Source organism: Leifsonia sp. NPDC014704, from assembly GCF_043083605.1.
GTDB lineage: Bacteria > Actinomycetota > Actinomycetes > Actinomycetales > Microbacteriaceae > Leifsonia.
Map to the genome: position 1 here is coordinate 1,775,593 of NZ_JBIBYW010000001.1, position 19,910 is coordinate 1,795,502.

The following is a 19,910-nucleotide window of genomic DNA, read 5'->3' on the forward strand; positions in this document are numbered from 1 at the left end:
TTACTTGCCTCCCTGGTTCGCTGCCTGGTCGAGTGACGCGTAGAAGGCACGTGCGGCCTCCCACGTCGGGAGGAGCCCCGCCTCGGCGGCCTCGTGCAGGCCGGGGGCGTCGGTGTCCTTCGGGGAGAGCAGGGGCTCGCCCGCCTCGTCCGGGAAGCGCAGGGCGATGTCCGCGTCGAGCGGGTTGATGCCGTGCTCGCGGGTCGGGTTGTACGTGTCCGTGACGAGGTAGCTCACTGTCGCGCCCTCCGTGAGTGCGACGAAGCAGTGCCCGAGGCCCTCGGCCACGTAGATCGCGCGGCGGTCGACGTCGTCGAGCAGGACGCTGTCCCACTTCCCGAACGTCGGCGACCCGACGCGGATGTCGATGACGAAGTCGAGGACCGCTCCCTTGGGGGCCGTGACGTACTTGGCCTGGCTCGGCGGGATGTCCGCGAAGTGGATGCCGCGCACCGAACCGCGCTTGGAGACCGAGCTGTTGGCCTGGCGCAGATTCAGGGGGTGCCCGACCGCCTCCTCCAGTCGGTCGAAGCGGTACCACTCGAAGAAGACGCCGCGGTCGTCCGCATGCTGCTGCGGCGTCACTTCGTAGGCGTCAGGGATGGAGAGCTCGCGGATTTGCACCCGAGGAGTCTAGCAAGGGCCTCCTGAGCAGCCGCGCCGTCTCGCGTGCGGCCTCGATCAGGACATCCGCGCGGGCGCCGAACGAGTGCTGTTGCCGGATGCTCTCGACGATGGCCGCCATCGCCTCCCGGTCGGGCCAGCCGGTGTCCGAGCCGATCAGGTCGCGCAGCTCGTCCACGGAGGTGTAGGCGCGAGCCGCACCTCCGAAGATCTCGAGGCCGTCGATCGGGTCCGTCACGACGCGCGCCCCGCTGGCGACCGCGTCGAACAGCCGGTTGGAGAGGAATCCCTCCGCCGCCATGTCGTGCCAGTGGTCGTTGAGCACGATCCGTGCGCTGGCGTAGGCGGCGGACGCCCGGTCGTTGTCCAGGAACTCGGCCCGGATGTGCGACGGATCGATGAACCGCTCCCAGCCGTCGCCGTACACCGCCAGGTCGGCGCCCGCCTCGACGGCGTCGCGGACGATCGGGCGGAACACGTTGCGCGTCTTTCCGACGAAGAGCACGTCGGAGGCCAGGGCGGGGTCCGACCGCTCCGGGCCGAAGCGCGCAGGCGAAGTGGCCTGCAGCAGAGGACGCACGGGGACCGCCGACAGAGCATCCATCCGCTCCGCCCAGCGCGGCCCGGCGGCGAAGACCAGGTCGTAGCTCTCGATCTCGTCGAGCGTCACGAGTTCGGGGTGGCTGATGACCCAGAGGATGTTGACGGCCGCCGGGTTGGTCGGCAGCCGGTAGAGCCCGCGCAGCGCGATCGACACGTCGTCGAGGTGGTCGGAGTCCGGCCGCACCATCGATTCCCGGGTGTCGATGACGACCTGCTGGCCGCGCTCGCGCAGGGCCGCGGCGAGGTCCTCCGCGAAGTAGGTGTCGCCCCAGACCCGCCCTTCCGGACCGAGCGGGGCGCCGCTGCGGATCGACCAGCGCAGTGCGCGGGATGCGTCGGCCGGGCCCTGCTCGGCCTCGCGCACCAGGATCGGCCGGGCGCGGCGCGCCACGTCGTCGAAGTCGTTGCGCACGATGCGGCGCCGCAGGTCCGGCACCGGATCGCCCGCCAGTCCGACCAGGGCGAGCCCGGCGTGCCCGTACACCGCCGACGGGGTGGGCTCGACCAGGCTCTCGCTCGGCAGCCCGCTCCAGGCCGTGCGGCTGGAGGGCGAGGCGGCCAGCCGGCGGCTGTCGGCGTCGGCGACCTCGGCGCGTGCGCGTAAGGCGACGACGGCGCCGCTCCCGACGCTGGCCCGGGCGAGCGCGACGTCCGCCGCCTCTCCGGGCGCGAATCCGTCGAACACGGCGAGATCGACGAGGACCGCTGGGGAGACGACGACGCGAGCGGGGAGCGAGTCCCCCGCCGGCAGGTCGGCGGGGAGGTGCCCTTCGAACAGCCGGAGGGGCGGGGCGCCGCGGGAGGCGAAGACCGCCCCGGCGTCCACGACGGTCCCCGACTCCCGCACGATCACGGGCTGAACGAACGCGGCACCGGTCGAGGCGGCGACGCGGAGCAGTTCGGCGATCGCGTCGTCGTCCAGCCGAACGGCGGGGTCGAGGAGGAGCACGTGGCGCGTGGACACCGTGGAGAGCAGGCGGTTCGCCTCCGACGCCCACGAGTCGCCGACTCCCCGGCTCGGGTCGACGGTCAAGGTGGTCGAACCGTCGGTCCGATCGCCGGAATCGGCCGCGGGCTTGTACGGGACGGACTCGCGCGCGGGCACCGGCGCCGCGACATCGACGGGCCGGGCGCTTCGGCCGAGACGATCGCCGAGCGCCGCGGCGACGGCGTCGACGACCTCGGCGAACGGACGGCCGAGGGCGGCGGGTGCCGCCCACTCCCCCGGATCCTCGGTGAGCGCCTGCCGGGCGGCGGCGACGAGCGCCTCCCCGAGGACGTCCGGTCGCGCCTCGACCGCGCGCAGGCGCTCGTGGAGGCCGCCGCGAGCGCCGTCCACGTCGTTGGTCACCGAGACGGCCCCCGAGATCGCCAGGTCGAACGGCGGGTGGCTCGGGTGCGGGCTGGCCTGCAGGCTCAGCCCGACGTCCACTTCCGAGAGCAGGGCGAAATAGTCGTCGCGTGTCAGCACACCGCGGTTGACCAGCACAGCGCCGTCGAGGTCGACGTCGGGGCCGTCCTCACCGGCCATGACGAACGACGCCGGCATGCCCTCGGCGGCCAGCCGGCGGGAGGCGTACCGCAGGGCCGCGACTCCGAGCCCGTACATGTTGCGCGGACGCGCGGTGCGGCCGTAGAAGAAGATGCGCACGGTGTCCGCCCGGCGACGCGCCTCCGCGGTCTCCCGCAGAGCGTCGAGGTCGAAGGAGGGCGCGAACACGAAGTCCGGATCCACCTCGGGCGCTCCGCTGCGGGCCAGGTAGGCGGCGACCGGCGTCGAGTTCACCACGGGGGTGAAGCCGGCGCGGTACGTCGACTCGGCCACCGCGGAGTCCGTCGACCAGCCCACGAATCCCGGCTCGTAGTCCTGGATGAGGTACACGACGTCGGACGCGTCGATCCGCCCCGTGCGCGTGGCGACATCCAGAGCGTGCGCAGTCCACCAGTGCGTCGCGACCCAGAGATCGGACCGCGAGAACGTCGCGGCGTCGATCTCGTCACCGGAGACGATGGCGGCGTCGCCGATCCCGAACGCATCGAGGCGCGCGCGGATCGCGTCCGCCTGGTCCGTCGGCTTGAGCAGGACGATCCGGACCGGCAGGCCGAGACGCCGGGCGAGGCCCGCCGCGAACTCGAGCGCCGTCTTCACCCCGGCGAAGATGCCGTCCGGGTGCAGCTCGGGCAGCACCAGGTCGAGCGCGGCGTCGCCCTCGCCGATGGTGCAGTGCAGGAACGACTCCGAGAACGGCGTCAGCCCGCGATACGGCGACGACGGGCGGACGGGAGCGGCCGGCGCCTGCTCGACCACGTCGGCGGGCTCCGGCGCGTTCTGAGCGCCTCGCTGCGCGTCGTACGCGGCAGCCGCGGCACGCAGCGCCTGGCGCTTGGCGGGGTCGCGCAGGAAGTCGCGCGAGAGCGCCAGCATGTCCATCAGGTCGACGCGGCGGGTCATCGGTCTCCAAGTCGTCGTGGGGTGCGCTGCAGAGTCTCAGGTGGCCCGGGAACACTTTCGCTAGGATTGCTCGCGACCATCGTAGGAGAAGGCACCCAACATCCCCATGAAGATTCTCGTCACCGGCGGCGCCGGTTTCATCGGCTCCAACTTCGTCCGTCGCACCCTGCAGGATGCCTACCCGGGCCTGGAGGGCGCCGAGGTGGTCGTGCTCGACGCGCTCACATACTCCGGCAACCTCGCCAACCTGGCGCCGGTGGCCGACTCGCCCCGCTACACCTTCGTGAAGGGCGACATCCGCGACGGCGGCCTGCTCGACGAGCTGTTCCCCACGGTGGATGCGGTGGTCCACTTCGCGGCGGAGTCGCACGTCGACCGCTCCGTGCGCGACGCCTCCATCTTCGTCGAGACCAACGTCCTCGGCACGCAGCAGCTGCTCGACGCTGCGCTGCGCAACAACCTCAAGCGCTTCGTGCACGTCTCGACCGACGAGGTCTACGGCTCGATCGCCGAGGGCTCGTGGGCGGAGGACCGCCCGCTCGAGCCCAACTCGCCGTACTCGGCGTCGAAGGCCGGAAGCGACCTGCTCGCGCGCAGCTACTTCCGCACGCACGGGCTCAACCTCTCGATCACGCGCTGCTCGAACAACTACGGGCCGTATCACTTCCCCGAGAAGGTCATCCCGCTGTTCGTCACCAACCTGATCGACGACAAGCACGTCCCGCTGTACGGCGAGGGCAACAACATCCGCGACTGGCTGCACGTCGACGACCACACCCGCGGCATCGCGATGGTGCTCGTGAACGGCCGCGCGGGCGAGATCTACAACATCGGCGGCGGCACCGAGCTCACCAACAAGGAGCTCACCCAGCTGCTGCTCGACGCCACCGGCAAGGACTGGTCGTACGTCGACCGCGTCGCCGACCGGCTCGGCCACGACCTCCGCTACTCGGTCGACATCTCGAAGATCCAGTCAGAGCTGGGCTACGAGCCGCTGGTGCCGTTCCAGCAGGGCCTCGCCGACGTGGTGCAGTGGTACCGCGACAACCGCGCGTGGTGGGAGCCGCTGAAGGCCCGCGCCGCGCTCGACAACTGATGCGCATCCTCATCGCCGGCGCCGCCGGAATGCTCGGCCAGGACCTGCAGAAGGCGCTGGCCGGCCGTGAGATCACGGCGCTCTCCCGTGCCGACCTCGACGTCACCGACCGTGACGCCGTGCTCGCGGCCGCCGCCGGCCACGACGTGATCGTCAACGCCTCTGCCTACACCAAGGTGGACGACGCCGAGACGCACGAAGACGACGCCTACGCCATCAACGCACTCGGCACCGAGAACCTCGCGATCGCCGCCGCGCGCAACGGCGCACGGTTCGTGACGGTCTCGACCGACTACGTCTTCGACGGCCACGCGACGGAGCCGTACGCGGAAGACACCCCGCGCGACCCGATCAACGCCTACGGCCGCACGAAGGCCGCGGGCGAGGAGCTCGCGTTCGCGGCGCATCCCGACGGCACGTTCGTCGTGCGCACCGCCTGGCTCTACGGCGCGGGCGGCCCGAACTTCGCCAAGACGATGGTGAAGCTCGCGGGCAGTCACGAGACCGTCAGCGTGGTCGACGACCAGCTCGGCCAGCCGACGTGGACGGGCGACCTCGCCGCGCAGATCGTCGCGCTCCTCGACAGCGATGCCCCGGCCGGGGTGTACCACGGCACGAACTCGGGTCAGACGAGCTGGTACGGGTTCGCCCGTGCGGTCTTCGCCCAGGCCGGACTCGACCCGGAGCGCGTGAAGCCCACCGACAGCTCGACCTTCGTCCGGCCGGCTCCGCGCCCCTCGTACTCGGTGCTCGGCCACGACGGTTGGGCCCGTGCCGGACTCGCTCCCCTGCGTCCGTGGGAGGACGCCCTCGCCGCGGCGACGGCGGAAGGCCTCTTCGCGGAATGACCACTCTCCGTGTGATCGTCGACGAGCTCGTCGGAGACGAGCCCGGCGGCGCGCGCCGGTACACGGAGGAGCTCACCCGTCAGCTCATCGCCACGGCGCCGCGAGACTGCTACGTCGAGGCGATCGTCTCGAACGTGAGCGACGAGCAGGTGCAGGCGGTCCGCGACCGCCTTCCGGGTGTCGCTGGTGTGACCCGCCTGCCGCTCGCCCGGCGGGAACTGGCCCTGGCCTGGCAGTCGGGTCTGGCGGTCGGCGGCCCGCCCGGGATGCTGCACGCTCCGACCCTTCTCGCGCCGCTGAAGAAGCACGTGCAGCTGGACACCCCGCAGCAGATCGCGGTCACCATCCACGACACTCTCGCGTGGACGCATCCCGAATCGCTCGGGTCCGCGGCGACGATCTGGACGAAGACGATGGCGAAGCGTGCCAGGAAGCACGCCGACGCGATCGTCGTGCCGACCCACGCCGTCGCCGACCGGCTCGGCGAGTACCTCGACTTCGGCGACCGCATCCGCGTGATCGGCGGGGCGCCCGCCACCGCTCTGCGCATGCCGGCCGACGCCGACGAGCGCGCGGCGCGCCTGGACCTCCCCGAGCGGTACGCGTTCACGCTCGGCACGGTCGAGCCGCGGAAGGGCATCGCGCCCCTGATCCGCGCGATCGCACGCCCCGAGGCGCAGGGCATTCCCCTGCTGATCGCGGGACGAGACCGCGTCGGCGAACGCTCCGCGACGGGGGTCGCCGCGGCCGCCGGGCTTCCGGAGGATCGTGTGCGCCCGCTCGGCCGCCTCGACGACGGAGACCTGGCCGTCGCCCTCGACCGTGCGACGCTGTTCGTGTACCCGAGCGTCGCCGAAGGGTTCGGCCTCCCCATCGTGGAGGCGTTCAAGTTCGGTCTGCCCGTCATCCACTCGGATGACGCCGCCCTCGTCGAGGTCGCCGCGGGCGCGAGCGTGCTGGTCGAGCGTCCCGCTCCGGGTGAGGACGACGAACCGTATGCCGAGCGTCTCGCAGCCGCCATCGGCCGCGTGCTCTCCGATCCCGAGTTGAGCGCACGACTGCGCGTGCTAGCCTCGGATCGCGCTCGCGCGTTCAGCTGGCGGGATTCGGCAGAACGCGTCTGGCAGCTGCACGCCGACCTCTGAGCGACGACGTCGCTCCGACCACTCCGTCGCACCTCCCCTTCTCCTCATGCCAACTCCTTCCCTCCCCTCCGCGCGGATGACGTCGCTCGACGGCCTGCGCGGCATCGCCGCTCTGATCGTGCTCGCCCACCACGCCTCCCTGCTGAACCCGGCGATCTCCGGGGCGTACGTGCCGGTGCCCGGGTCCTCCGGGCCGGCCGCCGGAAGCCTGGCCTGGTGGTTCACGTACACGCCGCTCAAACTGTTCACCGCCGGCCCGGAGGCGGTGGTCGTGTTCTTCGTGCTCTCGGGATTCGTGTTGAGTCTCCCCGTGCTCTCGCCGCGGACCTTCGACTGGATGGCGTACTACCCGCGTCGAATCGTCCGGATCGGACTTCCTGTGGTGTGCTCCCTGGTTTTCGCCGCAGCCCTCGCCCTGCTCGTCCCGCAGGTCGTCGCCCATGCCATGAGCGGCTGGGTCGCCACGACCTCGGTGCCCGACCTGAGCGTCGAGACGTTCATCGGCCAGCTGGACCCCACCCGGACCTACCACCTGTTGAACAACCCGCTGTGGTCGATCTACTGGGAGGTCGCCTTCTCGGTCATGCTGCCGCTCTTCCTCGGGCTGGCCGTGTGGCTGCGGCGGGTGTGGCCGCTCATCCTGCTCGTCGCCGCCGTCACCGTCTTCCTGGGCGTGGACTCGGGCGCCGACGGCCTGCGCTACCTTCCGCCGTTCTTCCTCGGCGTCGTCGCGGCCGTGCTGCTCCCGCGGATCCGCCGCCTGGGCGCCACTGTCTCCGGCTGGCGTCTCGGCTGGGCCGTGTGGCTTCTGGGGCTGATCGGCTCCGCTCTGCTTCTGATCGCCCACTGGATGGTCGGGCCGGGGGTCGCGCCGCTCGCCCTCACGGCGCTCCAGCCGGTCGCCGCCCTCGGACTGCTGATCTGCTGCCTGGAATGGCGGCCGCTCGCGAGCCTGCTCTCGCACCAGCCGTTCCGCTGGGCGGGGAAGATCTCCTTCAGCCTCTACCTCGTGCACGTCCCGATCATCGTCACGCTCAGCTACGCGCTGAGGGACTGGGGCCCGACCAAGGTGGCCGCGCTCGCCATCCCGGTCGCGCTCATTGTCGGCACCCTGTTCTATCAGCTGGTCGAGAAGCGCTCGCACACCCTGTCGAAGCTGTTCGGCAGCACGGTCGCCCGCGCCTTCGAGCGTCGCTCCGGCGAGGCGGCGGCGACGGCAGAGCCGATGGAGCCCGCCGAGCTACCGTCGCGCGCTGCCCGCTGATCCGGCCTCGACCGACCGGCCGCTGTCGGTCGCTTCGCCCCGCCCGCCGGACCGGCGCTCCTCGGTCTCGTCGTCACGGCCGAACCAGGTGCGGTACCGGTCGGACGCCCAGTTGCCGACGGCCTTCGACCAGCCGTGGCTGCGCTTCTCGATCAGCCAGGTGAAGCCGACGGCCACCACGACAGCGACGGGGATGCCGAAGAGCAGAGGCACGTACCAGGGCTCGTCCGCGAAAAGGTAGGTGCTGAAGATCAGGATCGGCACGTGCACGAGGTAGAGGCTGAACGAGATCGTCCCGGTGAATTGCACCGGGCGCGTGTCGAGCACGGCGCGGAGGGGCTTCCAGCCGAGCGCAGCCACCACGAGTCCGGCCGCGGCGAGCGGCACCAGGCCCTTCAGCACCGGCTCGAGCTCGGGGATCTCGCCGACGTTCGGTCCGACCAGCCAGGGGGCGATCAGCAGCAGCAGGCTGGCCACGGTGAGCGCAGCCCACAGCGGGTGGCGGTACCAGTGCGTGTTGATGCGGTCGGCGACATTGCGCACCGCCTCCAAGCGGACCGCGATGACTGCGCCGACGAAGAACGCCGGCAGGTACTGCAGCGCACCGGAATCGGCGTGCACGCCCAGGTAGGTGAGGGCGCACGCGGCGGCCAGGCCGCCCATCCACCACCTCCGCACGGCGAGAGCGGCGACGGCGAAGATCGGCAGGGCGAGCGAGAACAGCAGCTCCCAACGGAGCGACCACAGCGGGTTGTTGATCTGCCCGTCGCCGCCCAGCAGGTCCCAGGCCTTGACGATGTACTCCCAGCTGAAGTTCGGCGTGGAGGAGCTGCTCAGCCACGTGCCCTTCGGCTGGGTGGACACCTGCGGGATGGCCATCACCCAGACGGCGGCCAGCAGGACGGACGCCATGACGGGGACCAGCAGTCGGACGGCGCGGCGCGGGAAGTAGGCGACCCAGTCGAAGCCGCGGTGGCGGATCACGGGAAGCGTGACCACCAGGCCGGAGAGCACGAAGAAGACGATGACCGACTCGACACCGGCGGTCGCGAGCTTCAGCGGCGTGTAGCTGATCCACCACATCGCAGACCCCGTCGGCGCGGACCCGGTGCCCGGAGCGCCCGGGAAGTCCGGGTTCGTGTACATGGCATGGTGCAGCAGGACGACCACCGCGGCGATGCCGCGCAGACCGTCCAGTGCGGCCAAACGGCCGCCCGTCGTCTGTTTCGTCTTCTCTGCCACCGTTACACCTGTACCCGTCATAGGCGGGCGACGGTACCCATCGGCCCTGGGCAGTTCCTGTGACCCGTTCAGGGGTCAGCTGGATGCGAGAGAGCGGCCATCCGCGTGGCGGCACGGCCACATGGCAGGCGGCACCTACCATGTTCGCTATGCCTGCATCCACGTCACCGCTGGTCTCCGTCGTCATGGGATCGGACTCCGACTGGACGGTCATGCAGGAGGCTTCGCGCCTGCTCACCGAGTTCAGCGTCGCGCACGAGGTCGAGGTCGTCTCGGCCCACCGCACCCCGGAGAAGATGATCGCCTTCGGCAAGGAGGCGGCCGGACGCGGCGTCCGGGTGATCATCGCCGGAGCGGGCGGCGCAGCGCACCTTCCCGGCATGCTCGCCGCGGTCACGACCCTCCCTGTCGTCGGCGTCCCGGTGCCGCTCGCCCGCCTCGACGGACTCGACTCCCTGCTCTCCATCGTCCAGATGCCCGCCGGAGTGCCGGTCGCCACGGTCTCCATCGGCGGCGCACGCAACGCGGGCCTCCTCGCCGTCAAGATCCTGGCCACCTCCGACGACGCTCTCGCCGAGGCTCTCGCGCGCTTCGCCGCCGACCTCGAGGCGAGCGTCGAGCAGAAGAACCAGGCCCTGCAAGCCCAGCTGTGAGAACCGCCCGATGACGATCGCCACGCCGCTGCGCCACCCCGACGCCTCCTCGTCCCAGACGATGACGAAGAGGGGCTGGTGGCTGGTCACCATGAACATCCTGCTGCCCGGCTCCGCCCAGGTCGTCGCGGGGAACCGTCTCCTCGGCCGGGTCGGCGTGCTGGCCACGCTCCTGCTCTGGCTGCTCGGCATCGTGACGCTGGTCGTCTACGTGGTCTCGCCGTCGTCCATCTACACGCTCTTCACGCAGGCGGGGAGCCTGACCCTCGTCCAGACCCTGCTGATCGTCTACACGGTGCTGTGGGTCGTGCTCACGCTCGACACCCTGCGACTGGTGCGCCTCATCCGAACCGCGCCGAACGCCCGTGGCTGGATCGCCGCGTTCTCGGTGCTCGTCCTCGTCGGGCTCGCCTGCACGGCCGGTTATGCTTCGGTCGTCGCCGGGTCCGCCAGGGGTGCGCTCGGCGACATCTTCTCGGCCGGGCCGTCACAGCCTCCCGTCGACGGCCGGTACAACATCATGCTGCTCGGCGGCGACGCCGGCCCCGACCGCGACGGGCTGCGCCCGGACAGCATGTCCATCGTCAGCATCGACGCGAACACCGGTCAGGCGGTCACCATCGGCCTGCCGCGCGACCTCGACCCCGTGCCGTTCCCGACCTCGTCGCCACTGCACGAGGAGTACCCGGACGGCTACGGCTACAACGACCGCTGCGACGTGGACGTCTGCCAGCTCAACTCCATCTACACCGAGGTGGAGCTGTACAAGCCGGACCTGTACCCGAACGCGAAGAAGAACAAGAGCGAGCCGGGCATCGAGGCCATGCGCGACGCCCTCGAAGGCGCGACCGGCCTGAAGATCCAGTACTACGTCCTCATCGACATGCAGGGTTTCGCCGACCTGATCGACGCCCTCGGCGGTGTCGACGTCACCGTCACGGACCGCGTGCCGATCGGCGGGGACGAGAACCTCAACGGCGTTGCCGAGTGGATCGAGCCGGGCAAGCGCCATCTCGACGGCTACCACGCCCAGTGGTACGCCCGCGCCCGACACGGCTCCAGCGACTACGACCGCATGGCCCGTCAGCGGCAACTGCAGGACGCCATCCTGAAGCAGGTCAACCCGGTCAACGTGGTGTCGAAGTTCCAGGGCATCGCGACGGCCGGCGCGCAGGTGATGAAGACCGACATCCCGCAGTCGATGCTCGGCTACTTCGTCGACCTGGGCATGAAGACCCGCAAGCTGCCCGTGCAGCAGCTGGAGCTGGTGCCGCCGACGATCGATCCGACGGACCCGGACTACGCGCAGATCCAGGAGCTGGTGCGGCAGGCGGTGAACCCCGCGACGGCGAAGCCGAAGGGGAGCTGACCGGCTGAAGACCGCACCCGCGGTTCGGTTCGGTTCAGACCTGCTCAGCCCTCGAAGAAGGCGGCCGCAGCGCGAGCGCGGTACACGACGTCCTCGACATCCTCCCCGCCCACGACGGTCACGTGACCGACCTTGCGGCCGGGCCGCGGCTCCTTGCCGTAGCCGTGGAACTTGGCCTCGGGATGCGCGGCGAGCGCGGCCGGATAACGGTCCTGGAGGCTGCCCTCCGACGGACCGCCGAGGATGTTCACCATGACCGACCACTCGGCGCGCGGCTCGGTCGACCCCAGCGGCAGGTCGAGGACGGCCCGCAGGTGCTGCTCGAACTGGCTCGTCACGGCGCCCTCGATCGACCAGTGACCGCTGTTGTGCGGGCGCATGGCCAGCTCGTTGATCAGCACCCGTCCATCCGTCGTCTCGAACAGCTCGACGGCGAGGACCCCAGTGACCCCGAGTCCCTCCGCCACGCTGCGCGCGATGTCGGCGGCCGCCTCCGCGACCCGGCCTGCCGCTCCCGGGGCCGGCGCGAGCACCTCCGCGCAGACGCCGTCGCGCTGCACGGTCTCGACGACCGGCCAGGCCGCCATCTCCCCGGACGGGCGACGAGCGACGAGCTGTGCGAGCTCCCGCCGGAACGGCACGAGCTCCTCGACCAGGAGCGCGCCTCCGCGGCCGTCCTCGGCGAGCGCCAGGAACCAGTCGTCGGCCCCGCTCGCGTCGGACACCACGCGGACGCCCTTGCCGTCGTAGCCCCCGCGCGCTGTTTTCACGACCGCCCGGCCGCCGTGGTCGGCGAGGAAGGCGCCCAGCTCGTCCGCGGACTCCACCGCCGCCCAGTCCGGCACCGGCAGCCCCAGCTCGCTGAGCTTGGCCCGCATCTGCAGCTTGTCCTGCGCGTACAGCAGCGCGTCGGGTCCCGGGTGCACGGGGATGCCGCGGGACACCAGCTCACGAAGGATCGCCTGCGGGACGTGCTCGTGGTCGAAGGTGATCACATCCACGGTCTCGGCGAACGCGAGCACCGTGTCGAGATCGCGGTAGTCGCCGACGCCCGACGCGGCGATGTCGGCGCTCATGCCCTCCGCCTCCTCCAGCACACGGATGTCGACCCCGAGCTCGATCGCCGGGGGGATCATCATCCGTGCCAGCTGACCTCCGCCGATCACTCCGACGATGTGACTAGCCATGGATCATCCGCTCCTCTGATACTTTTCATGCTGGCCGGGGGGAACTCACAGGAACGCGAAACCTGGTCCGCGTACTGTGACGAACGCACTGACCATCTTCCCGCATCTCAGGCAGGGGCATGACGACCGAGACCAGCACACCGGCGCGCCGAGCGCGGCTCCTCCCGCAACTGATCAAGTTCGGCGCGGTCGGAGCCGTCGGTTTCGTGGTCAATCTGCTCGTGTTCAACGTGCTGATGCTCTTCGTCCTCGTGAACGTGCCGCACAAGACCCTCTTCTCGACGGCGATCGCGACGCTGGTCGCCATCGGCACCAACTGGATCGGCAACCGGTACTGGGCGTTCTCCGGCAACCGCAACGAGAACGCAACGCGCGAGGGCATCGAGTTCTTCATCGTGAGCCTGGCGGGCATGGCGATCCCTCTCTTGTGCGTCTGGGTGTCGCATTACCTGCTCGGCTACCAGAGCCTGCTGGCCGACAACATCTCCAACAACGTGGTCGGGCTCGCGCTCGGCACGGTGTTCCGGTTCGCGTTTTACCGCTGGTGGGTGTTCTCGCCCGACCGCGCGGTCGCACGCGCCGGCCGTCGCGCACCGGCTTCGGCCCGGCCGCACGTGCCGTCACTCGGACGCGAGAAGGCGCCGATCACCGGCTCGACCCTAGCGAGCGCCCCAGACCGTGGTCTCGTCGGAGACTGACTGCGACTGCTGACGCCGCACGGCCACGACGGTCTGCGAGTGGTCCATGAGCTCGGACAACGCGCGCTGGACCTGGTCGGCCTTCGGCACATCCTTCAGCACGACGGGATGGTCGAGGCCCGAATTGATCAGCACGTCCCCGGACCGGAACAGGCTCTGCAGCCAGGTGCGCCGCACGCTCACGTCGTAGCCACGGCTGTGCAGCAGCTCTTGGCGCACGCGAACGAAGAACCCGTGCCGGATGATCAGACGGCGGTTGGTGATCGTGTAGCGGCGGCTCAGCCACGCCGCCAGCGGCAGGAGGAAGAGCAGGAGCACGACAGCGGCCGCGGCGGACCACAGCAGGACGATCTCCCAGACCTCACCGACCCGGCCCGCGAGGTATCCGACCGCGCCGGCGGTCGCGATCAGCACGAGGCTCGGGAAGAACAGCCGGCGGGCGTTCGAACGCAGCCGGGCCACCACGCGCTCGGGCGGCTGGGCGGGTATCCCGTCCGGGCTGCTGCTCATGCTCCATTAATACCGCAGGTGCGTCACGTCGCCCGCCGCCACTGCGGTGCGGCCCGCATCCGACTCGACGATCAGCCGACCGCTCTCGTCGATGCCGACAGCGGTGCCGAGAAGGTCGTCACCGGACGGCAGCTGCACACGGACCGGCCGGCCGATCGTGTGGCAGGCCTCCGCGACCTCGTCGCGCAGCGCGCTGCGGAGCGGATCGCCCCCGGCGGCCAGGAACTCGCGGTACAGCGTCGTCAGCTGGATGAGGTAGGCCGAGAGCACCGCATCCGCGTCCACATCGTGCGCGCCCGCGAGAGCCAACGAGGTCGACGTCTCGGTCGGGAGCTCGTCGCGCGTCTGAGTGAGGTTCACGCCCGCGCCGATGACCAGTCCCGACATCCCCGGCAGCAGCTCGGCGAGGATGCCGCACACCTTGTCGCCCTCGATGAGGACATCGTTGGGCCACTTCACCTGCACCCCGCCGGGGACGAACCGGCCGAGCGCGCGGCTCATCGCCAGTCCGCCGAGCAGCGGGAACCAGCCGAACGACTCGGGTGGCAGGCCGACCGGCTTGAGCAGCACGGAGATCGCCAGGGCCCTTCCCGGCGGCGTCACCCAGACCCGGCCGAGCCGGCCGCGACCACCGGTCTGATTGCCCGTGACGATCACCGCGAGGTCCGGGAGGTCGCCGGCCCGGGCGCTCAGGACGTCGTTGGTGGAACCGGCCTCGGGGAGCACCTCGAGCACGGGGACGATGGTTCGGCTGCGTCGGAAGTCCACGGGGTCAGTCTCTCGCACTGGGCCAGTCTGCCAGCGCAGGGCGGCGGATTTGTAGGGTTTCGTCAACGGCACGGCCATTCGGCTGGCCGGTAGAGTGAACGACGTGACCGACACCGAACCTCGTCAGACCGATCAGCTCCCCGACCTGACCACCACCGCCGGCAAGCTCGCCGACCTGAAGGAACGGTTCCACGAGGCCGTCACCGCGAGCGGTCAGGCGGCGATCGAGAAGCAGCACGCCAAGGGCAAGCTGACCGCCCGCGAGCGCATCGACCTCCTGCTCGACCAGGGCTCCTTCGTGGAGTTCGACGAGTTCGTCCGTCACCGCACCCACGCTTTCGGCATGGAGGCCAAGCGCCCGTACGGCGACGCGGTCGTCACCGGCGTCGGCACCATCCACGGCCGCAACGTCGCGGTGTTCAGCCAGGACTTCACCATCTTCGGCGGCTCGCTCGGCGAGGTCGCGGGCGAGAAGATCATCAAGGTCATGGATCACGCGCTCAAGACGGGCGTTCCGATGATCGGCATCCTCGACTCCGGCGGCGCCCGCATCCAGGAGGGCGTCGTCGCCCTCGGCAAGTACGGCGAGATCTTCCGCCGCAACACCGCGGCCTCCGGCGTCATCCCGCAGATCTCCATCGTGATGGGCCCGGCCGCCGGCGGCGCCGTGTACTCCCCCGCCCTCACCGACTTCGTCATCATGGTCGACAAGTCGAGCCACATGTTCGTCACCGGCCCGGACGTCATCAAGACGGTCACCGGCGAGGACGTCGGCTTCGAGGAGCTGGGCGGTGCGTTGACCCACAACAAGGTCTCCGGCGTCGCCCACTACCTCGCCAGCGACGAGGAGGACGCCCTCGACTACGCGCGGACCCTGCTCAGCTACCTGCCGCAGAACAACCTGGCCGAGCTCCCCACCTTCCAGTCGGAGCCGGAGCTCGAGATCACCGACGCCGACCGTCGGCTGAACACGATCATCCCGGACTCCCCGAACCAGCCCTACGACGTGAAGACGATCATCGAGGGCGTGGTCGACGACGGCGAGTTCCTCGAGATCCAGCCGCTGTTCGCGCCCAACATCGTCATCGGGTTCGCCCGCGTCGAGGGCCGGTCGGTGGGCATCGTCGCGAACCAGCCGAGCGCGATGGCGGGAACGCTGAACATCGACGCGGGCGAGAAGGCCTCCCGGTTCGTCCGCTTCTGCGACGCCTTCAGCATCCCGATCCTCACCCTGGTGGATGTGCCCGGCTACCTGCCCGGCACCGACCAGGAGTGGACGGGCGTGATCCGGCGCGGCGCGAAGCTGCTGTACGCATACGCCGAGGCGACCGTGCCGCTCGTGACCATCATCACCCGCAAGGCGTACGGCGGCGCGTACATCGTCATGGGCTCCAAGCAGCTCGGCGCCGACATGAACCTCGCGTGGCCCACCGCCGAGATCGCGGTGATGGGCGGCCAGGGTGCGGTGAACATCCTCTACCGCGGTGAGATCAAGCGGGCGGAGGAGGCCGGCGAGGATGTGGCGGCCGTCCGCACGAAGCTCGCCAACGAGTACACCTACAACGTCGCGAGCCCGTTCCTCGCGGCCGAGCGCGGAGAGCTCGACGGCGTGATCGAGCCGGCCGCGACACGCGTGTCGGTCATCAAGGCGCTGCGCGCGCTGCGCACCAAGCGGGCGACGCTGCCGCCGAAGAAGCACGGGAACATCCCGCTGTGAGCGGCAAAGACGCCCAGGGCGGCGTGCCGCTCGATCCGTCGCAGCTGCGGTTCGTCACCCGCGGTGTGACCGCGGAGGAGATCGCCGCCGTGACCGCCGTCCTGACGGCTGCTGCCGCCGAGCAGGCGGCCGCCGGTCGGGAGGGCAGGGCCGAGCGCGGCCCGGATGCCTGGGCACGCACGCAGCGCAGCCTGCGCGGCGAGCTCCGGCCCGGCGCGGGTGCCTGGCGGTCGTTCTCGGGCTGAGATGTACCCCGATCGGGGCATCCCCCAAGTAAGGGACACGCGTATTCTTCGGCGTGTGCCGCGAACGGGGGTCGTGAAATGTCCCCCAGGTGTCCTCCAAAATGACGACTATGTATTTTCTGAGAGCGAAGCCACTATAGATATTGCTAGGTGTCTCTCCTCGTGAGTCACACCGCCAATCACTCGCCGACTAGGGTAAGCGGGCGAGTGCTTTGGGGGCGAGTCAGGGCGATATTCGGGTTGTCGCCCTGACTCGGGGTTTGAAAAGGGGCCGACAATTCGGGTGTCGGCCCCTTTCTCCTCGTTAAGGGCTTGTTCCGCTCTCGGGAGGGTCAGCCGACCGGCCGGGGGATCTCCAGCCAGAGATCGACCTCGTCGTCCTCCGACTCCGCGCCCAGCGCGTTCGCCGCGCCGTCGTCCGACATCCGCAGGCCGACCACCGTCACAGCGGTCTTCGACGACCGGGGGACGGTCCGGATGATCAGCTTGTCCGTGGTCGTCCCGCGGATGGCGTCGGCCAGTCGCCGCAGCACGCTCTCGAGGCCGCGCTGGTCGAGGTCGTCGATACCGCCTTCGTCGAGCAGGCTGACGACGACACCGCGGCGACGGGCGTCCATCACCTCGCGCCTGACGTCGTCATTGAGCAGGCGGCGTCCGCGGATCTCGTCGCGGATCGCTCCCTCCAGGTAGCGGCACTCGCGGCGCTCCGCCTCGGTGAGGTCTCCCCCGCGACGCACGATCTCGGCGAGCATCGGGGCGGCGACGCGGTACGTCTGCCGGAGGCGCAGCTGGCGCTCCATGACGTGCGCCTCTTGCGCGGCCTGCCATTCGGTCGCCTCGCGTTCTGCTCGAGCGAACTGGAGGGCGTCCCGGCCGGCCTTCGCGAGCGAGCCGGAGATCACGACGGCCACACCGACCCACACGACCGATCCGATGACGCCCAACCCGGCGAGCGCGCCGAGACCGGCCCAGACGACCGTCTGCACAGCGAGGAAGGCGACACCGGCCCACGCGACGATCTGCTGCCGACGGACCGCGCAGATGGTCATCAGCGTTCCGACTGCGGCGACGTACCACGTGGCGTATCCGTTGTCCTTCGACGCGTCCAGCTGGCTCGTCACGAGGATCGGGATGACGACGCACACAGCGAGGTCGAACGCGGCGAGCCAGAGCGGCATCTTCGTCGGGCTGGTCGGCCACAGGCTCATCACCGTCGCGACGCCGTAGAGGACCATCGCGACGACGATCGGACCGGCAGAGCGCGGCATCCACAACGACGACAGCGCGAGGAACAGGTGATAGGCGGAGAAGAGCGCGCCGAGAATCAGGAAGAGGACGCGGTTGAGGGTGATCACTCCGCCGCCTCCGTCTCGCGGGGCTCACGCGGGGCGAAGGACCCCTGCTGGTCGGACCGCGCTGCTCCGGGCGCCTGGGCGCCGATGGGCTGCGGCTCGGCCGAGGGCCAGAGGATGGTAACGGTCGTTCCCTCACCCGGCTCCGAGCGGATGTTCGCACGGCCTCCGACCTTGGCCAGACGGTCGCGGATGCTGATCCGCAGGCCGAGCCGCTCGGCCGGGACCTCCGCCTCGGTGAACCCGCGTCCGTCGTCGCCGACGATAATCTCGACGGTGGCCGCGGGGCCGCCCCCGCGGATCGACAGGCTGCGGTGCACTTCCGGGCCGCCGGCGTGCTGCATGCTGTTCACCATCGCCTGGACGGCGGCCGAGTAGACCGCCTCCGCGACGTTCACGGGCAGCATGTGCACCTCGACGTCGCGCACCTCGACAGCGAACGGCGACGAGAAGGCGTTGGCGGAGGTCGCCAGCCGCTCGGCGAGCTGGCTGAGGCCGACGAGGGACTGGTCCTCCGGAGTCGACGCCTCGGCCGCGTGAAGGTGCCCGATCGCATCGGCGGCCATCGCGGCGGCGAGCTCCTTCTGCTCCGGCGTCCGGGCGGATGCGGCCGAGAGGAGGGTCGTCAGAACACTGTCGTGGACGATGGCGTCGACCTGTACGCGCTCCACCTCGGTGGCGTGCTGGCGGACAGCCGTGGCGTAGCGCGCGAGAGCCTGGCTCTGAGCCGCGTCCACGGCGCTGGACGCCTGCCGCATCATGGCGATGATCGCGAGGATGACACCGCCCAGGATGACGGCGTAGATGGTGTCGAGCGCCGCCAGCTCGAACCCGACGCCGCCGCCGGCGGGCAGGGCCCGGACGACGCCGTAGGCGATCGGGGCGACGAAGGTGTACACGATCGCGAGCCAGAGCGGGTAGGCGACCGCGGCGAAAGCTGTGAAGACCGAGCAGAGGAACCACAGCCACGGCTTGTCCGAACTGAACGCGCTCGGGTCGCGGACGAGCAGCGGCCACGTGACGATGGCGGCGAGGTACAGGATGGACAGGACGCCCATCGCGATCTTCACCCCGCGCTGCACGATCGCCAGGATCACGGTGAGAGCGAGGCCGCCGAACACGACGATCATCCAGACGGCACCCCACGGTTCGCGGAGGGCGCTGAGCTGACCGAGGGCCGTCGGCAGGGTCTGCAGCCCGAAGACCAGCCCGAAGGCCGACACGGTCCGGTCGGAGATGCGCTCGATCCGCGCCCGGCTGAGGGGGTTGCGGGGCTTGGCCGGTTCGAGCGGCGCCCCGGGGCGAACCCCGCTAGGAGCGCTCATTGCCCGTCTCGGGGTCGAGCCCGGGAAGGATGCCGTCCTCCACGGCGCGTCGGAGGAGGTCCACCTTCGTCGGCGCCGGCCGGCCGACCTCCACGTATTTCACGCGGATGCGGTCGAGGTATTCGCGGGCGGTGGAGTTCGCGATTCCCAGCTGGGCGGCGACCGCCTTCAGGGGGAGTCCTGAGGCGTACAGGTGCAGGACGTCGCGCTCGCGACGCCCGAGCTGCGCTTTGGCGAAGTCGCTGTCGGCGTCGATCGCCGTCGCCCACTCGAGGTTGTTGAGGACGTCGCCGCGGGCGACGGTGGCGATGGCGCTGATGACCGTGGTGGTGGGTGATGACTTCGGGATGACGCCGGCGGCTCCGGCGGCGAGCGCCTCGCGAACGCTCGCGACGCGGTCGGCGATGCTGTGCACCAGCACAGCGGCCCCGGTCGCCTGGGCCCGCTTGACGTTGTCGGTCACCTTCGAGCCGTCGCCCAGGGACAGGTCGAGGACGACCACATCGCATTCCTGCGAGCCGAGCTGGGCGACGAAGTCGTCCACCGTGGGCGCGGTGACGATCACGTCGTACCCGGCGTCCTGGCAGGCCGCCTTCAGCCCGAGACGCACGGACTCGTGATCATCGACGATTGCCACCCGCACCATGTTGACCATCGTAGGGGGTGAATGCATGCGGACGGTCGTCCGGGCGCCAGCGCGTCCGGGTGCGCGGGTTCGGCCGTCGATGCGCCCGCGCGTCAGCCCGTCAGCGCCTCAGCGCCTCAGCGCCTCAGCGCCTCAGCGCCTCAGCGCCTCAGCGCCTCTGCGGCTC

Annotated in this window: 18 protein-coding genes; 9 read left to right on the forward strand and 9 right to left on the reverse strand. The window is 70.4% G+C overall.

Features of this window, described 5'->3' with window-relative positions:
• Window positions 1–624, reverse strand: a complete 624-nt coding sequence (locus ACF1AJ_RS08690; protein WP_089874802.1) for a dTDP-4-dehydrorhamnose 3,5-epimerase family protein — start codon at window positions 622–624, stop codon at window positions 1–3.
• Complete coding sequence (locus ACF1AJ_RS08695) at window positions 596–3,679, reverse strand: hypothetical protein (RefSeq protein ID WP_391506967.1); 3,084 nt, start codon at window positions 3,677–3,679, stop codon at window positions 596–598. Before ACF1AJ_RS08695 ends, ACF1AJ_RS08690 begins: the two co-directional genes overlap by 29 nt.
• 106 nt (window positions 3,680–3,785) lie before the next feature.
• Here ACF1AJ_RS08695 and rfbB point away from each other — a divergent pair, with 106 nt between their 5' ends.
• Genes rfbB through ACF1AJ_RS08715 form a run of 4 tightly spaced genes read left to right on the forward strand, consistent with a single transcriptional unit; the run spans window position 3,786 to window position 8,032 of the window.
• Entirely contained in the window at window positions 3,786–4,775 is a 990-nt protein-coding gene (rfbB, locus tag ACF1AJ_RS08700) for a dTDP-glucose 4,6-dehydratase (RefSeq protein WP_018190037.1), read from the forward strand.
• Entirely contained in the window at window positions 4,775–5,623 is an 849-nt protein-coding gene (gene rfbD / locus ACF1AJ_RS08705; RefSeq protein ID WP_391506968.1) for a dTDP-4-dehydrorhamnose reductase, read from the forward strand. Before rfbB ends, rfbD begins: the two co-directional genes overlap by 1 nt.
• Window positions 5,620–6,768 (forward strand): glycosyltransferase family 4 protein, encoded by a 1,149-nt coding sequence (locus ACF1AJ_RS08710; protein ID WP_391506969.1) that lies wholly within the window; start codon window positions 5,620–5,622, stop codon window positions 6,766–6,768. The genes rfbD and ACF1AJ_RS08710 overlap by 4 nt, the downstream gene beginning before the upstream one ends.
• Window positions 6,769–6,814: 46 nt before the next feature.
• Window positions 6,815–8,032 carry an acyltransferase family protein gene (locus tag ACF1AJ_RS08715; RefSeq protein ID WP_391506970.1) on the forward strand — a complete coding sequence of 406 codons (1,218 nt, stop codon included), beginning with the start codon at window positions 6,815–6,817 and terminating at the stop codon, window positions 8,030–8,032.
• On the opposite strand, the gene ACF1AJ_RS08720 is transcribed toward ACF1AJ_RS08715, so the two are convergent.
• Window positions 8,009–9,274, reverse strand: coding sequence for an acyltransferase family protein (locus ACF1AJ_RS08720; RefSeq protein WP_391506971.1), 1,266 nt, complete (start codon window positions 9,272–9,274; stop codon window positions 8,009–8,011). The two genes, ACF1AJ_RS08715 and ACF1AJ_RS08720, sit on opposite strands and share 24 nt — an antisense overlap.
• Window positions 9,275–9,423: 149 nt before the next feature.
• On the opposite strand from ACF1AJ_RS08720, the gene purE reads away from it, so the two are divergent.
• Both purE and ACF1AJ_RS08730 read left to right on the forward strand, forming a co-directional pair.
• Complete coding sequence (purE, locus tag ACF1AJ_RS08725; protein ID WP_391506972.1) at window positions 9,424–9,927, forward strand: 5-(carboxyamino)imidazole ribonucleotide mutase; 504 nt, start codon at window positions 9,424–9,426, stop codon at window positions 9,925–9,927.
• A gap of 10 nt (window positions 9,928–9,937) precedes the next feature.
• A complete protein-coding gene (locus ACF1AJ_RS08730; protein WP_391506973.1) occupies window positions 9,938–11,296 on the forward strand; it encodes an LCP family protein in 1,359 nt (452 codons plus the stop codon).
• A 44-nt stretch (window positions 11,297–11,340) separates the two neighbouring features.
• Here ACF1AJ_RS08730 and ACF1AJ_RS08735 read toward each other — a convergent pair whose 3' ends face one another.
• Complete coding sequence (locus tag ACF1AJ_RS08735) at window positions 11,341–12,483, reverse strand: 5-(carboxyamino)imidazole ribonucleotide synthase (protein ID WP_391506974.1); 1,143 nt, start codon at window positions 12,481–12,483, stop codon at window positions 11,341–11,343.
• A gap of 119 nt (window positions 12,484–12,602) precedes the next feature.
• On the opposite strand from ACF1AJ_RS08735, the gene ACF1AJ_RS08740 reads away from it, so the two are divergent.
• Window positions 12,603–13,181 carry a GtrA family protein gene (locus tag ACF1AJ_RS08740; RefSeq protein WP_391506975.1) on the forward strand — a complete coding sequence of 193 codons (579 nt, stop codon included), beginning with the start codon at window positions 12,603–12,605 and terminating at the stop codon, window positions 13,179–13,181.
• Here ACF1AJ_RS08740 and ACF1AJ_RS08745 read toward each other — a convergent pair.
• Both ACF1AJ_RS08745 and ACF1AJ_RS08750 read right to left on the reverse strand, forming a co-directional pair.
• Window positions 13,143–13,691 (reverse strand): PH domain-containing protein, encoded by a 549-nt coding sequence (locus tag ACF1AJ_RS08745; RefSeq protein ID WP_309857110.1) that lies wholly within the window; start codon window positions 13,689–13,691, stop codon window positions 13,143–13,145. The genes ACF1AJ_RS08740 and ACF1AJ_RS08745 overlap by 39 nt on opposite strands.
• 6 nt (window positions 13,692–13,697) lie before the next feature.
• Complete coding sequence (locus tag ACF1AJ_RS08750; RefSeq protein WP_391506976.1) at window positions 13,698–14,459, reverse strand: biotin--[acetyl-CoA-carboxylase] ligase; 762 nt, start codon at window positions 14,457–14,459, stop codon at window positions 13,698–13,700.
• A 94-nt stretch (window positions 14,460–14,553) separates the two neighbouring features.
• Between ACF1AJ_RS08750 and ACF1AJ_RS08755 the strand changes: the two genes are divergently transcribed.
• Both ACF1AJ_RS08755 and ACF1AJ_RS08760 read left to right on the forward strand, forming a co-directional pair.
• A complete protein-coding gene (locus ACF1AJ_RS08755; protein WP_309857105.1) occupies window positions 14,554–16,176 on the forward strand; it encodes an acyl-CoA carboxylase subunit beta in 1,623 nt (540 codons plus the stop codon).
• A complete protein-coding gene (locus ACF1AJ_RS08760) occupies window positions 16,173–16,421 on the forward strand; it encodes an acyl-CoA carboxylase epsilon subunit (protein ID WP_391506977.1) in 249 nt (82 codons plus the stop codon). The genes ACF1AJ_RS08755 and ACF1AJ_RS08760 overlap by 4 nt, the downstream gene beginning before the upstream one ends.
• A gap of 332 nt (window positions 16,422–16,753) precedes the next feature.
• On the opposite strand, the gene ACF1AJ_RS08765 is transcribed toward ACF1AJ_RS08760, so the two are convergent.
• From ACF1AJ_RS08765 to ACF1AJ_RS08775, 3 genes are read right to left on the reverse strand one after another with little or no spacing between them, the layout of a single operon-like run.
• Entirely contained in the window at window positions 16,754–17,776 is a 1,023-nt protein-coding gene (locus tag ACF1AJ_RS08765) for a hypothetical protein (RefSeq protein ID WP_391506978.1), read from the reverse strand.
• A complete protein-coding gene (locus tag ACF1AJ_RS08770; RefSeq protein ID WP_391506979.1) occupies window positions 17,773–19,098 on the reverse strand; it encodes an ATP-binding protein in 1,326 nt (441 codons plus the stop codon). Before ACF1AJ_RS08770 ends, ACF1AJ_RS08765 begins: the two co-directional genes overlap by 4 nt.
• Window positions 19,085–19,744, reverse strand: a complete 660-nt coding sequence (locus ACF1AJ_RS08775; protein WP_309857094.1) for a response regulator transcription factor — start codon at window positions 19,742–19,744, stop codon at window positions 19,085–19,087. Before ACF1AJ_RS08775 ends, ACF1AJ_RS08770 begins: the two co-directional genes overlap by 14 nt.
• Window positions 19,745–19,910: the final 166 nt, after the last annotated feature.

Excerpts from the sequence above, each read along its gene's own strand:
- ACF1AJ_RS08770 (WP_391506979.1), bottom strand. The coding sequence starts at position 19,098 with ATGAGCGCTCCTAGCGGGGTTCGCCCCGGGGCGCCGCTCGAACCGGCC.
- ACF1AJ_RS08775 (WP_309857094.1), bottom strand. The coding sequence starts at position 19,744 with ATGGTGCGGGTGGCAATCGTCGATGATCACGAGTCCGTGCGTCTCGGG.
- purE (WP_391506972.1), top strand. The coding sequence starts at position 9,424 with ATGCCTGCATCCACGTCACCGCTGGTCTCCGTCGTCATGGGATCGGAC.
- ACF1AJ_RS08730 (WP_391506973.1), top strand. The coding sequence starts at position 9,938 with ATGACGATCGCCACGCCGCTGCGCCACCCCGACGCCTCCTCGTCCCAG.
- ACF1AJ_RS08735 (WP_391506974.1), bottom strand. The coding sequence starts at position 12,483 with ATGGCTAGTCACATCGTCGGAGTGATCGGCGGAGGTCAGCTGGCACGG.
- ACF1AJ_RS08695 (WP_391506967.1), bottom strand. The coding sequence starts at position 3,679 with ATGACCCGCCGCGTCGACCTGATGGACATGCTGGCGCTCTCGCGCGAC.
- ACF1AJ_RS08710 (WP_391506969.1), top strand. The coding sequence starts at position 5,620 with ATGACCACTCTCCGTGTGATCGTCGACGAGCTCGTCGGAGACGAGCCC.
- ACF1AJ_RS08715 (WP_391506970.1), top strand. The coding sequence starts at position 6,815 with ATGCCAACTCCTTCCCTCCCCTCCGCGCGGATGACGTCGCTCGACGGC.
- rfbD (WP_391506968.1), top strand. The coding sequence starts at position 4,775 with ATGCGCATCCTCATCGCCGGCGCCGCCGGAATGCTCGGCCAGGACCTG.
- ACF1AJ_RS08745 (WP_309857110.1), bottom strand. The coding sequence starts at position 13,691 with ATGAGCAGCAGCCCGGACGGGATACCCGCCCAGCCGCCCGAGCGCGTG.
- rfbB (WP_018190037.1), top strand. The coding sequence starts at position 3,786 with ATGAAGATTCTCGTCACCGGCGGCGCCGGTTTCATCGGCTCCAACTTC.
- ACF1AJ_RS08740 (WP_391506975.1), top strand. The coding sequence starts at position 12,603 with ATGACGACCGAGACCAGCACACCGGCGCGCCGAGCGCGGCTCCTCCCG.